Below are 12,991 nucleotides of genomic sequence, written 5' to 3'. Positions count from 1 at the left end.
ATGGCCCGACGGGAGCCAGCCACCGGCACCTTCGGGGAGTACCTCCGCCGGCCGTCCCGCCGGGACGAGCTTTTTGGGCCCGACGGACGACGGTCCGGACGTGTACTCACACGTCAGCTTAGAGGACGTCGACGCCCGCGAACTCGAGGACGGGGCACCGATCCTGCGGTCGGTCGGCATCGACCTCCAGCCCGAGGAGATGCGCCCGTCGGTCTGGGAGTACGACGCCGGCGAGGAGAACGTCTTCCACCGACAGGGGAGCCAGGAGGAGCTGTACGTCGTCCTCGAGGGGAGCTTCGACGTGACGATCGAACGCGACGACGAGCGCGAGGTCCTCGCCGTCGAGGCGGGCGACTACCTGGTCGTTCCCCCGGAGTCCTGGCGCCAGCTGTCGGCCCGCGAGCCGAGCCGGGTGCTCGTCGTCGGCGCGCCGAACGTCGCCGACGACGGGATCGTCGAGGACTGACCGAGGTCACTCGGACCGTGGGGACCCGACGGTGACGGGATCGCCGACCGAGAACGCCTCGCCCCACGACTCCGGAGGCACCTGCGTGTTGACCATCAGCCGGAAGTAGTGGTCGAACTGCGCCTCGTTGGCCCACTCGGGGAGCGTTGCCCGCCTGCGCTCGACGAACCGTTCCCGGAAGCCCTCGGTCTCGGCCCCGGTATCGGGGTCCCGCGTCGGGACGACACACCGCGCACAGGGGCTCTCGCCGTGGATCGTCGCCCCGCCGATCTCGAATGGGACGACCGTCCCCGGCCGGTCGTAGAGACGGTCCTCGGCGAACGCCTCCCCCGAGAGCACGAGGTTCGGCCGGAGCCGCCGGCACAGCTCGGCGGGCGTGATCCCCCCGAACCAGGCGGCGACCGCCGCCAGGGTTCCCGACGTGATGACGGTCGGCCCCGCGGCGTCGGTGTCGTCGGGAAAGCCGCCCTCGTCGTTTCGCCGGAGGGAGACCTCGTCGCCCAGGTACTCGGCGAGCCACGCCTCGAGAGCGGTTCGGTCGTCCTCCAGGTCGAACCCCCGCGGGGACGGGTCGCCGGGGCCGGGGTCGTGGACCCGCAGCGAGACCCGGCCCATCTCGAGATCGAACGCCGCGCCGATCCGGTGGATCGCCCGCTCCCGTTTCCCGTTGACGTACTCGCCGTCGCTATCGACGATCGCGTACCGGCGGTCCCACGCCAGCCCGCCGCCCTCGACGATCCGGGCCGTCTCGCGGACGGTCGCGTCGAGAGACTTGATCGGGTGGACGCGGATCGACTCGAGGGTCGGCGCGGTCATCGGGTGGACGATCGGTCCGGGACGTCAAAGTCGTTACTTCGGACGTGCGAACGTTGCACGCGGTTTAGCTCCATTCGCGGAGACGGTGATCGTTCAATACAGACTGTCGGTCGGCTCTAATCGATATGCTCACAATCGAGACGAACACAGTCCATGGACTATCGATGCTCGAGGTCTCTCAAAGATCTCTCTGCACCAGAAGCTATTCATAAATCGGATTTGATATCACTCTATGGGCGGCATGATATCACGCCGGACAGTTATCTGCCTCAGCAGTACTTCGCTTGCCGGTAGTCTTAGCGGTTGCAACACCCTGATAGGTCAGAACGAACCTGAGCGTTTCACACTTTGCAAATTCGAGATTTTCAACGGAGATCAGGACTCCGAACATAGGATCGAGATCCACGTACAGGCCGATGGTGAGACGGTTCATCGGGGCACATATGACATACCGAGTGCAACGGGCAGCACCGTCTCTGATAAGGAGTTTGATCCTCGCGATTGGTTCGATGGACCGATCCAAACGCTCACAGTGGAAGGGCAGGTCGATAAGCAAGATCGTGTCGGTCCTCGAGAGATCACGGCATCGCAGGTTAGCGAACAAACAGAGGTATTCTACAGGATTGCTGAGGACGAGTCACTCGATATACAATATATAGTAGCGGGCGATGCGTGTAATCGCAATGAACCGTAAGCTACCCTTTTGCGCTCTCTCGTGGCGTTCGGTCGCTCGGCAAACGGGTAATAAACACATTCGTTCCTCTCCTCGGTTCGCGGCCTCCGGCCGTTCGCTCGCGGATGCTGCGCTTTTCACAGCCTGAACGCAACACGTTCTCTCGGCGTGTAGTGGATCGCCCTCGCCAGCCCGACGGTTTCGGTAGGGCGGAGAGAATCGGGGACCGACTCGAGGAACCCGTCGGAAGGCGCGAGCCGACGAACCACGGCTCACCGGTGGCCACCGGACGGGAGACGGTTCGCCCGGCGCGAACGGCCCTACCAGTAGGGGTTTTCGAGCCAGCGATCCGAGCGCGCGCCGAGGACGAACAGGGAGAAGACGAGGCCGGCGACGACCGATCCGGCGGCGACCGTCGCGGCGAGGTAGCCGCCGCCGAGCACGCCGTCGAGAACCCCCCAGAGACCGGCGGCGACCAGCCCGGCGACGACGGCGAGGCCGGCGGCCGTCCCGGCGCGTTCGAGCAGCGTCATGTCTCGGCCCTCGGCGCGGGACCCGATAAATCCGACCCCGGTCGGGGCGATTCTGCCATCTCGCTCCCCCTGGACCGCCGCGATCGGGTCGTGACCCACACGGTCCTCGAAGGTCGCGGTCGCGGTCGTCTGAGAGCGCACCGAGAGCCCGTCGGAAGCGCCGCGTTCAAGGCCGTCGCCCACCGACTCCCGCCATGCTCGTCGTCGTCCCGATCGACCCGTCGCGCGACCGGACGCCCCTCCCCGGGCTCGAGGGCCTCCTTCCGCCGGCCGACCGTCGCCGGCTGTACGAGGCCGCCACGACCGACGTCGTCGGGGCGGTCGCCGACAGCGGCGGCGACCTGCTCGTGAACTACCGCGAACCGAAGGACGGCGACGACGGGAGCGAGGAGGCCGCTCGCAACGCCCTCGCCGACGCCGACCTCGCCGAGGCCCGTTTCGAGCGCCAGGTCGGCTCGACGCGCTCGGCCCGAACGGGAAACACCGTCACCCACCTCCTTCGGGAGGAAGGGGAGACGAGCGTCGGGGTCCTCGAGCCGACCGCGGCCCTCGTTTCGCGCACGGAGGTCGACGGCGTGGCGATGAAGATCCGCCGGAACGGTGCCGTCCTGGGGCCGGCACCCGACGGCGCGGTCTATCTCGCGGCCTTCGGGGAACCGATCGACTTCGCCGACGCCTACACCGATCCGGAACTGTCGACGATCGCTCGAAAAGCGGCCGACGCGGGCCTGGAGATCGGTTTCGCGCCGATGGTCCCGACGATCGAAACCGAAGCGGGGCTCCGCTCGACGGTCGCCGGACTCAAGGCGCGTCGGGCCGCCGGGCGGCCCGTGCCGGAGGCGACCGCCGCCGCCGTCGACGATCTGGGTCTCGCGACCGACAACGCTTTTTGAGCGGCTCCGGAAGACGAGGGTGTGGTGGGGTGGCAGAGCGGCCCAACGCGCCTGCCTTGAGAGCAGGTGGCCGGGAGGCCTCATGGGTTCAAATCCCATCCCCACCGCTTGTGCGACGTGTTCGCGAGCGAAGCGAGTGAACGCACGCGGGAACGGAGTTCCCGCGACGAACGGACGTGAGCAGGGAAGCGGAGACGGCGGGATTTGAAGTACGGAACGAGGAGTGCTCTTGTGGAGAGGGTCGTTGATACGGCCCTCCCGGTGAGTCAGAACGGAACGCGCTCGTCTGATTGCTCACCGATCGGGTTCCCGCCTCGACCAACTGAGCAGAGAATCGCAGGACTGGTCTCCGTCAATGTAGTGTACGTGAGGGCATCAATTTATAGTAATTTCAGAATGATAAGGGAAGAGAACACATCATGATCCGAACTCGGCGGGAACTACTACACACTGGGAGTTTGATTGGATGTGTATGTCTATCCGGCTGTCAGACGTTCTCGTCATGCTCGGCGGAAGTCGCCTGTTTTGAGTTCGAGCATGAAGGCTATGATGACGCTCCGGATGTTCTCACAATAACCCACACGGGCGGAGATTCACTACCCGCTAACGAGGTGTTCATTACGAACGTGGCAGTTGATTATAACGACGAGGAGATAGCTACCGTGCCCTGGTATGAACTCAGTGCGAACGTCGATGCAGATGACGAGATCGAGGGTGATTCGATTACCGTTGAAATTCTTTTTCCCGAAGTGGTAGAGGTGCTATGGCGACAGGATGGTGAAGAACGGGTGATCGGGGAAACGAGGGATTTCCGTTAACGCTCTCGTGGAGGGGGTCGTTGATATGGCTCTCCTGGTGGACTCAGAACAGAAATCTAGCGTGTCATAGGTGTAGACGAGAGAAGTCACAGCCCGCACAGGCGAGCGAAACGACCGACGTTCAGGTGGTTCAAATCCCGTCCTCCCCTGACGGGTTCTCCCGTGGCTCCGTCGATACCACCCGACCGACGGCGGCGAGGGGCAACGTTTTTGCGACCGACGCACCCACCCCGGGTATGGACTGGCCACACGACCCCGACGGGGAGGAGGGCAGCGAGGGGATGCGGAAGTTCGACATGGCGGTCATCGCCAAGAAGGTAGACGACGACGAGGACTTCCCCCTCTCCCGGGACGAGTTCGTCGAGGCCCACGGCGCGGACCCGATCCGAATCAACTCCGAGACCGTCGTCTCGATGGCGGAGATCTTCGAGCACGTCGACGGTGAGGAGTTCGAGACGATCACCGACATGCATCGGGCGGTCGGAACGGCGATGCGCGAGGGCGGGTTCTGGACCTACCACCCCGTCGGTGCCGATCCCGAACGCAAGTCGGCCTGAGCCGAGCGGGATCGGCCATCACGGATCTGGATTGCGTATCGTTTATACGACGTCGACGGAAACGGGGAGATACCGTGACGAACACGCAGGTTACGCTCGTTCAGATCGACAACTACGGGCCCTGGACCGTGACGCCGGAACCGAGGCGCGAAGCCGACCTCCAGACGCTCCAGTCGCGGCTGTACGCCGACGTCTCCCAGTTCGTCGGCGCCCGCGATGGCTACGTCTTCTTCACCCGCTTCGACAACATGATCGCCGTCACGAACGGGCTCGATCTCGACGACCACCGGCTCCTCCAGGAGTCCGTCGGCAACCGCTACCCGGTCTCGTTGAGTCTAGGGGTCGCGGCCGACCCCGATCCCGTCGAGGCACTCTCCGAGGCGACCGAGCTGGTCCAGGATGCCGGCAGCGCCCAGGACCGAAACAGACGCGAGATCCTCGGCGGCGAGGTCGCGGAGGGCACGGGCGGCGAGGACGTCAGAATCGCCCATTTCGACGTCAACGACGCCACCGGCGAGTACACCGACGAGCTGAACGCCTTCGACAGTTTCATCGAGATCGAACAGGCCTACGCCGAACTCATGCGCTACATGCGCACCGCCCACCGGAGCCTCTCGTTTTTCGTCGGCGGCGACAACATCATCGCCGTCTGTCCCGAACTGGGCAAGGACGCCTATCACGACGCCATCGCCCACGTCGAGGAGGACGTCGGCGTCGCGCTCAAGGTCGGCGTCGGAAGCGGTTCGAGTGCCCACGCGGCCGGGATGGACGCCAAACACGCCCTCGAGATCTGCCGCGCAGAGGAAACCCGGATCGAGTTCAGCCGCTGAGAACGGTCGAAAAAGTTCGCCGGCCGCTTGCTTAAGTCTGCCGGAGGTAGCTTTTAGGCCGATTGTGCCAATCGATACCATATGGAACAGGCACTGGCTGTCAGGGACGTCCTGACGAACGACTACGTCGGCGTCAGCGAGGCCGACACCGTCCTCGCGACCGTCGAGCTCATGCGGGCCGAACGGACGGGCTGTGCGCTGGTCGTCCGTGGCTCCGATCCCGTCGGGATCGTCACCGAGTGGGACGTCCTCGGGCTCGTCGAGGAGGGGAAATCGGCCGCGGAGACGACCGTCGGCGACGCCATGTCGACACCCGTGATCACGATCGGCGCCGACCGCTCGCTGACCGAGGCCGCCGCGCTGATGACCCGCGAGAACGTCCGGAACCTCGCCGTCACCGACGACCAGGAGATCCTCGGGGCCCTCACCCAGCGGGACGTGATCGCCGCGACGGGCTCGTTCCAGGGCTCGCCCGATTCCGAGCTCGCCGGGGAGATGACGACCGCGGGCGACTTAGAGGAGGGACGGCTCCGGGCCAACGGCGGCGAGTACACGACCCAGGGGGTCTGTGAAGCCTGTGGCTCGCTCGTCGACGCACTCCGGGAGGCAAACGGCCAGCTCCTCTGTGCGGACTGCAGGCGGGTGTAGCACCGAAAGAGGTTCCCCGACGGGCGACGAGGTCCGCCCGTGTACCGGCCGCGATCGACTCCGGCGGTTCCGGCGCTCCCGACGGCCCCGACCGGACGCGAGGGTGACCGATGAGCGACGACGGCGAGCGGGCCGACGACCCGGCTGCCAGTGACGACACCGACGCCACGCCGCTGATCGAGCCTGCAACGGACGACGACCTCCCAGCCCTCGTCTCCGCCTGGATCGCCCTCGCGGGCGAACAGGAGGCTTACGGCTCCCACATCCGCCCCGAGGAAAACCGGGAGGCGATCCGGGACGTCCTGCTCGCTCATACGTTCGACGACGACCTCCTCGTCGCCAGGATCGACGACGCGATCGCCGGCTTCGCCAGCGTCTCGATGGAGAACGGACTGTTCGAACTCGACGTCGCCCGCGGACGCCTCTCGAACCTCTACGTCACGCCCGCCCATCGGGACCGCGGGATCGGCACCGCCCTCCTCGAGGCCGCCGAGGACCGGCTCCGGGCGGAGGGCGCCGACGTCCTCTCGCTCGAAGCGATGGCCGACAACGCCGACGCGAGGCGGTTCTACCGGGCGAACGGCTACCACGAGACGCGGGTGACGATGGAGCGACGGCTCGAGGACCGGGGAAACGACACACACTCAAAGGAAGAACGGTAAGGATCGACCGCGCCAGGGGAGCATGGGCGGTTCATGCACTCGACTTGTAATCGAGACTTCGTGGGTTCGAATCCCACCCCTGGCTCGTTTCAACGGCGAAAGTTCGTCTCAAACCGGACAGATCACTGGGTCGCTCTCGAAGCTGTCGCCTTTCAACTCCACGAAGGTTCGTCTGAAACCAAACCCGCTTCCCGAAGCGCATCATTCCACGTTCCGCTTCAACCCTGCCCAAACACGCCCGATTTTCCTCGGAAGTACGATATGTGGTTGCATGATCGTGTACATGGAAAGCGATTTACCGTCCTCGACTGAACACGAGAATGAATGAGTCTTGCCGATTCGGACCGCGAGCTGATCACCACCGAACTCGGCCGCGAGCCGACGGCGGCGGAGGCGGCGCTGTTCGAGAACCTCTGGAGCGAGCACTGTGCGTATCGCTCCTCGCGCCCGCTGTTGGGCGCGTTCGACAGCGAGGGCGAGCAGGTCGTGATCGGTCCCGGCGACGACGCCGCGGTGGTCGCCCTCCCCGATCCCGAGACGGGCGAGCCCGGCGAGACGTACGTCACGCTCGGCATCGAGAGCCACAACCACCCTTCCTACGTCGATCCGTTCGACGGCGCGGCCACGGGCGTCGGCGGCATCGTGCGGGACACGCTCTCGATGGGTGCCTACCCCATCGCGCTGACCGACTCGCTGTACTTCGGTCCCTTCGCCGAGGACCACCCCAAGTACCTCTTCGAGGGCGTCGTCGAGGGAATCAGCCACTACGGCAACGCTATCGGCGTCCCGACGGTCGGGGGCAGCGTCGATTTCCACCCTGACTACGAGGGCAACCCCCTGGTGAACGTCGCCTGCGTCGGCCTCCTCCCCGCGGATCGGCTGGTCACGGCCGTGGCCCAGAAACCCGGAAACAAACTGGTGCTCGTCGGGAACGCCACCGGCCGGGACGGACTCGGGGGAGCCTCGTTCGCCAGCGAGGATCTGGCCGAGGACGCAGAGACCGAGGACCGGCCCGCGGTCCAGGTCGGCGACCCGTACGCAGAAAAGCTGCTGATCGAGGCCAACGAGGTCCTCGTCGAGGAGGGCCTCGTCGAATCCGCTCGGGACCTCGGTGCCGCCGGCCTCGGGGGCGCCTCGAGCGAACTCGTCGCCAAGGGCGGACTGGGTGCCGACATCGACCTCGAGGCGGTCCACCAGCGCGAACCGGAGATGAACGCACTCGAGATCCTCCTGGCGGAGTCCCAGGAGCGGATGTGTTACGAGGTCGCCCCCGAGAACGTCGAGCGCGTCGAGGCGGTCGCCACGCGCTTCGACCTGGGCGCGTCGGTCATCGGCGAGGTCACCGAGGGGAACTACCGGTGTACCTTCGAGGGAGAGACCGTCGTCGACGTCGACGCCGAGTTCCTCGGAGATGGCGCCCCGATGAACGACCTCCCCGCGGAGTCGCCGCCGGAACCCGAGACCGACCTCCCCGATCCCGATATCGAGGAGGCCTTCGAGACGGTCCTCTCGAGCCCGAACACGGCCTCGAAGGAGTGGGTGTACCGCCAGTACGACCACGAGGTCGGCGTCCGCACGAGCGTGGGGCCGGGCGACGACGCCGCCGTCGTCGCGATCCGGGAGACCGGCAGGGAGAACACCCCTGACGACGAGACCGGGACCGGGCTCGCGGTCTCGGCGGGGGCCGCGCCCAACTGGACCGCCGCCGACCCCGAGGCCGGCGCCCGCGCGATCGCCGTCGAGAACGCGACGAACCTCGCGGCCAAGGGTGCCCGCCCGCTCGCGGCGGTCGACTGCCTCAACGGGGGCAACCCCGAGAAGCCCGACGTCTACGGCGGCTTCTCGGCAACGGTCACGGGGCTCGCGGAGGCGTGTTTGGAGCTCTCGGTCCCCGTCGTCGGCGGCAACGTCTCGCTGTACAACGACTCCACGACGGGGCCGATCCCGCCGACGCCGACGCTCGCGATGGTCGGCACGAAGCGAGGATACGAGGCCCCGCCGCTTTCGGCGAGTCCGGAGGGCGATCTCCTCCTGATCGGCCGTCGACCGGAGCGACTGGGCGGCTCGGAGTACCTCGCGCGGTTCGGCGGGAGCGACCGGTTCCCTGCGATTCCCGACGATCCCGCCGGGTTCGTCGATGCGCTCGCGGCGGTCGCAGACCACCCCGCAACGCTCGCGACCCACGACGTTTCCCACGGAGGCCTCGCCGTTTCCCTCGCCGAGATGGTCTCCGATGAGGCGGGTCTCGAGGTCAGCCTCTCCGGGGACCCCGCCGCCGCGCTGTTCGCGGAGGGCGCCGGCCGCGTCCTCGTCCAGACGACCGACCCTGACGCCGTCCGGGAGGCGTTCGCGGGAATCGCCCCCGTGGCGCGGATCGGCGAGGGAACCGACGACGGGGTCCTCCGGGTCGACGTCGGCGAAACCGACCTCACCTACGACGCGGCCGGGATCCGCGAGCGCCGCTCGACGATCGCCGCCGAACTCGAGTAGTCATACGGTCGGAAGAAACGAGTTACCGATCGACCGCGGTGACGTGTTGCGATCGAGGGTCCACTGACGTTCCGCCGACCGTATCAGGGTTCGAGAGTCGCCACTCCCCGAACGGAGACGCGGCCCTCGCCGACCGATAGCCGCCAGCCGTGGGCGTCGGCGATCGCCCGCGCGACCGCGAGGTCGAGCCCGTCGGCTCCCCACGTTCGGCGTTCGGTCCCTCCGTCCTCCCCGTCGGCGGCGACGTAGAACCCCCGTTCGTCCCCGTCTACGGTTCCGACCCGGACGGCCCGAATCCCCTCGGAGCCGCCGGCCCGCTCGAGCGCGCCGTTGAGGACCGACGCGAGCAGCGACCGGAGTCGGCCGGGGGCCGCCCGCAGGCTTCCCCCGTTCTCCACGACGATCCGGTCGGGATCGGCCCGCGACTCCGCCACGGCGGTCTCGAGGGCCGCCCCGAGCTCGACCCGCTCGCGCCGGCCGACGCCGGTCGCCTCGCCCGCGACCGCGCCGACGTCGGCGACGAGTTCGCGGATGCGGTCGATGCGCTCTCCGACCTGGGGTTCCCCGTCCGTCCCGGCGAGGGCGGCCTCGATCGCCTCGAGTTCGCGGTCGACGTCCGTCGAGAGCGCGCCCGCGACGGTCTCGAGGCGATCGGCCTGGCTCGCGATCCGGTCGGCGCGCTCGCGGAGGAGCTGGTCCCGGTCGGCCCGATCGAGGGCCGCGCGGGCGTTCTCGACGAGCGTCGCCAGGAGGTCGCGGTCGGCCTCGTCGAAGGCGTGGGCCTCGAACGAGCCGGTCATCAGGACGCCGTGGGCCCCGATGGGCGCGATGATCTCCGAGCGGAGCCGCGTCTCGGGGTTGTAGAGCCCATCGACCTCCCGGAGGTCGCCGTACAGTTGGAGTTCGCCGGCCTCGAAGGCGTCCCAGACGAGCCCCTCGCCGGGGGCGAATCGGGGGAGCCCCCCGAACTCGTCGTGGGCGCCCGCGGTGCCGGCGACCGGCTCCAACCTGCCGTGGTCGTCGTCGACGAGCCAGACGCCGCTGATCGGCAGATCGAGCAGGTCGCCGCCCGCGTGGACGGCGATCGCACAGATCTCTCGGGGGTCGTCGGCCCGCACCAGCCGGCGGGTCACCCCGTGGAGCGAGGCGAGTATCCGCTCGTGGTCCCGGCGCTCGGTGACGTCCCGGACGATCGCCGCGACCGCCGGCCCGCCCCCAAGCGCCGTGAGCCGGACGATACCGACGCGCTCGCGTCCCTCGCCGTCCGTGTACGTCAACTCGATCTCGGTCGGATCGCCGCCGTCCCGCAGCTTCTCGATCGCCCGGTGGAGTTCGGCGGCCTCCCGGGGGGCGACCTCCCCGGCCGACAGCAGACGCTCGAGGGAGGCACCGACGACGGCCCCGCGGTCGACGCCCATGGCGCACTCGACGGCGGCGTTTACCGACCGCACCCGGTCGTCGCCGCCGACCACGACCACGCCGTCCCGGATCGCCTCCACGACGGACGGCGGCGCTTCCGGCGCGTCGTTCACCCCCGATCACCCGCCGCACGCGGAGGAGTCATCGGATGTGGCTACTATCCGGGGGGTGGAACTTCACTCCCCCGGCCGTCCCCGCGGGGAACGATGCCACCCCGTAGGTCGGGAGCCGCCCCGACTGCCGGCTCCGGTCGGCGATCCGGAGCCGAGGCAGGATATCGGACGTATTGCCGGCTGCCGGGCTCGATACCGGGTATCGACAGGTTAATCCTCTGGAGTGGCATACGGCGATCCATGCCAGGAGTGACGGTCGCCCATGACCGACTCGACGACGATGCCGTCGAGGACGCCCTCCGTTCGGTCCGTTTCGACGACCGCTACACCCGAGAGAACGTAGTCGACGACGACGATCGAGTCGTCGCCTACACCGGCTACGACGAGTATCCGGTACGCGTCATCGAGACCGATTCGCATACGGTCGTTCTCGAGGGCCATCTCTACGGGACCGACGAAGTCGAGGGTGAACTGACGGCTGCGGCGGAGCTGGTCGAGGAGGGGCGACTCGACGAGCTCTCGGAATGGCTGGCGGGCCGCGACGGCGACTTCCTCGTCGTCGTCGTCGGGGATGACGGCTCGACCCGGGTGATGAACGATATGTTCGGGCGCCTCCCGACCTACCGGGCGACCATCGGCGGGACGACCGTCGTCACCCGCGAACTCAAGGTGATCCGGAAGCTCGCGCGGTCGGCCGGCGAGGAACTCGAACCGAACACGCTCGCGCTCGGCCAGTTCCTCTGGTTCGGCCACCCCCTCGGGACGCGGACGCTGTTCGAGGGGGTCGAACAGCTCCCGCCGGGCTCGCTGATCGACGTCGGGGCGGACACGGTGGAGTCGGTCCACGAGTACCGCTTCGACGACGGCGACCGGAGCCGAAGCCTCGAGGAGAACGCAGAGCACCTTGCCGATCAGTTCATCCAGTCGTGTCGGAACCGCGCGAGCGTAACCGAGGAGACCGTCGTCTCCCTGAGCGGCGGCCTCGACTCGCGGGCGTCGATCGCCGGCTACACCCACGCCGACGGCACCCTGCTCGCGGCGACCTCCGCCCGGAAGGACGGCGGCAACGATGGCGAGGTCGACATCGCGCGCCAGGTCGCCAACGCCCTCGACGTCCCCTGGGAGCTGTACGTCGCCGAACGGACCGACGGCTACCGCGAGTGGCTTCTCGAGACCAAACAGGGGATGAACAGCCTGAGCCAGACCCTCGGGCTCGATTTCGCCGACCAGGTAGCGGCCGACCACCCCGGAGCCATGTTCGTCACCGGCGACGGGGGCGACAAGACGGTCAAGAATATCATGCCCTCGAAACCCGTCGAGTCGGTCGACGACCTCGTGGACGCGGTGATTGACCGGATGGCGCTGTTCGACGTAGAGGAGGTGACCGAGATCGTCGACGTCGACGCAGACGCGCTCGTCGAGTCGGTCCGCGAGCGCTTCGAGGCCTACCCGGAGTCGACCGTCGAGGGACGGTACGTCCACTTCGTCGTCCGCGAGCAGGGCCCGAACTGGTCGTTCCACGGCGAGGACCGCACCCGCTACTACGTCTGGTCGACCACCCCCTTCTACTACCCGCCCTTTTTCATGGACGCGATGGCCTGCCCGCCCAACCAGAAGCAGGGAACGGAGCTCTACCGACTCTTTCTGGATGAGCTCGCGCCGGCTGCGACCGACGTCGACTACTTCGACTTCGGGACGCCGATCGACTCCCTGGAGTATCGGGTCAAACGCGCCGGCTACGACTGGCTCTCGGACCGCCCGTTCCTCAAACGGCGCGTTCTGGGTCTCCTCGGCGAGGGGAGTTCGTCGGGCGGCTCGCCCCCGACCCCCCTCGCCGAGGAGACGGGGATCCCATCGACGCTCGCGGACTGCTTCTCGGGCGAGGCCGTCCAGCGGGTCACCTGGTCGGGCGCGTACAGCACCCCCCAGCAGTACCTCCTGTTGACCCTCGTCTCCACGCTCAACTGGGTGCCCGAGGACGGGGACGTCGAGATGGCGTATGCGGATGACAACAGAGCCGACAGGTCATCGGTCTCCAAGCGACCATAGCTCCTCGGGAACCCGGTTTCGAAC

Annotated in this window: 13 protein-coding genes and 2 tRNA genes; 11 read left to right on the top strand and 4 right to left on the bottom strand. The window is 67.5% G+C overall.

What is annotated here, in order from left to right:
• Nucleotides 1-100 precede the first annotated feature (100 nt).
• Nucleotides 101-466 (top strand): cupin domain-containing protein, encoded by a 366-nt coding sequence (locus DVH23_RS10525; protein WP_114577388.1) that lies wholly within the window; start codon nt 101-103, stop codon nt 464-466.
• 6 nt (nt 467-472) lie between these two features.
• Here the strand turns inward: DVH23_RS10525 and DVH23_RS10520 are convergent, their stop codons facing one another.
• The 3 genes from DVH23_RS10520 to DVH23_RS24575 form a co-directional block, all read right to left on the bottom strand.
• A complete protein-coding gene (locus DVH23_RS10520) occupies nt 473-1,282 on the bottom strand; it encodes an MOSC domain-containing protein (RefSeq protein WP_114577387.1) in 810 nt (269 codons plus the stop codon).
• A gap of 247 nt (nt 1,283-1,529) precedes the next feature.
• Nucleotides 1,530-1,715, bottom strand: a complete 186-nt coding sequence (locus DVH23_RS23555) for a hypothetical protein (RefSeq protein WP_157972388.1) — start codon at nt 1,713-1,715, stop codon at nt 1,530-1,532.
• Between the two features lie 560 nt (nt 1,716-2,275).
• Complete coding sequence (locus DVH23_RS24575) at nt 2,276-2,671, bottom strand: hypothetical protein (protein WP_232833743.1); 396 nt, start codon at nt 2,669-2,671, stop codon at nt 2,276-2,278.
• A gap of 11 nt (nt 2,672-2,682) precedes the next feature.
• Between DVH23_RS24575 and DVH23_RS10505 the strand changes: the two genes are divergently transcribed.
• From DVH23_RS10505 to purL, 9 genes are all read left to right on the top strand, one after another.
• Complete coding sequence (locus tag DVH23_RS10505) at nt 2,683-3,381, top strand: hypothetical protein (RefSeq protein WP_114577385.1); 699 nt, start codon at nt 2,683-2,685, stop codon at nt 3,379-3,381.
• Between the two features lie 23 nt (nt 3,382-3,404).
• A tRNA-Ser gene (locus tag DVH23_RS10500) sits at nt 3,405-3,488 on the top strand.
• 312 nt (nt 3,489-3,800) lie between these two features.
• Complete coding sequence (locus DVH23_RS23550) at nt 3,801-4,199, top strand: hypothetical protein (protein WP_157972387.1); 399 nt, start codon at nt 3,801-3,803, stop codon at nt 4,197-4,199.
• 236 nt (nt 4,200-4,435) lie between these two features.
• The gene (locus DVH23_RS10490; protein ID WP_114577383.1) at nt 4,436-4,756 is read left to right on the top strand and encodes a DUF5785 family protein; all 321 of its coding nucleotides are present in this window, start codon (nt 4,436-4,438) and stop codon (nt 4,754-4,756) included.
• 74 nt (nt 4,757-4,830) lie between these two features.
• Nucleotides 4,831-5,586 carry a GTP cyclohydrolase III gene (locus DVH23_RS10485; protein WP_114577382.1) on the top strand — a complete coding sequence of 252 codons (756 nt, stop codon included), beginning with the start codon at nt 4,831-4,833 and terminating at the stop codon, nt 5,584-5,586.
• Between the two features lie 81 nt (nt 5,587-5,667).
• Entirely contained in the window at nt 5,668-6,234 is a 567-nt protein-coding gene (locus DVH23_RS10480) for a cyclic nucleotide-binding/CBS domain-containing protein (protein WP_114577381.1), read from the top strand.
• A 110-nt stretch (nt 6,235-6,344) separates the two neighbouring features.
• Nucleotides 6,345-6,896 (top strand): GNAT family N-acetyltransferase, encoded by a 552-nt coding sequence (locus DVH23_RS10475; RefSeq protein WP_114577380.1) that lies wholly within the window; start codon nt 6,345-6,347, stop codon nt 6,894-6,896.
• An 11-nt stretch (nt 6,897-6,907) separates the two neighbouring features.
• Nucleotides 6,908-6,981: transfer RNA gene (locus tag DVH23_RS10470), tRNA-Thr, on the top strand.
• A gap of 239 nt (nt 6,982-7,220) precedes the next feature.
• The gene (gene purL / locus DVH23_RS10465) at nt 7,221-9,386 is read left to right on the top strand and encodes a phosphoribosylformylglycinamidine synthase subunit PurL (protein ID WP_114577379.1); all 2,166 of its coding nucleotides are present in this window, start codon (nt 7,221-7,223) and stop codon (nt 9,384-9,386) included.
• A gap of 83 nt (nt 9,387-9,469) precedes the next feature.
• Here purL and DVH23_RS10460 read toward each other — a convergent pair whose 3' ends face one another.
• Complete coding sequence (locus DVH23_RS10460) at nt 9,470-10,918, bottom strand: GAF domain-containing protein (RefSeq protein WP_114577378.1); 1,449 nt, start codon at nt 10,916-10,918, stop codon at nt 9,470-9,472.
• Nucleotides 10,919-11,158: 240 nt separating this feature from the next.
• Here DVH23_RS10460 and DVH23_RS10455 point away from each other — a divergent pair, with 240 nt between their 5' ends.
• Complete coding sequence (locus DVH23_RS10455; RefSeq protein ID WP_114577377.1) at nt 11,159-12,967, top strand: asparagine synthase-related protein; 1,809 nt, start codon at nt 11,159-11,161, stop codon at nt 12,965-12,967.
• Nucleotides 12,968-12,991: the final 24 nt, after the last annotated feature.

Source organism: Saliphagus sp. LR7, assembly GCF_003344565.1.
GTDB lineage: Archaea > Halobacteriota > Halobacteria > Halobacteriales > Natrialbaceae > Saliphagus > Saliphagus infecundisoli.
This window is presented reverse-complemented; position numbering and strand designations above follow the sequence as displayed.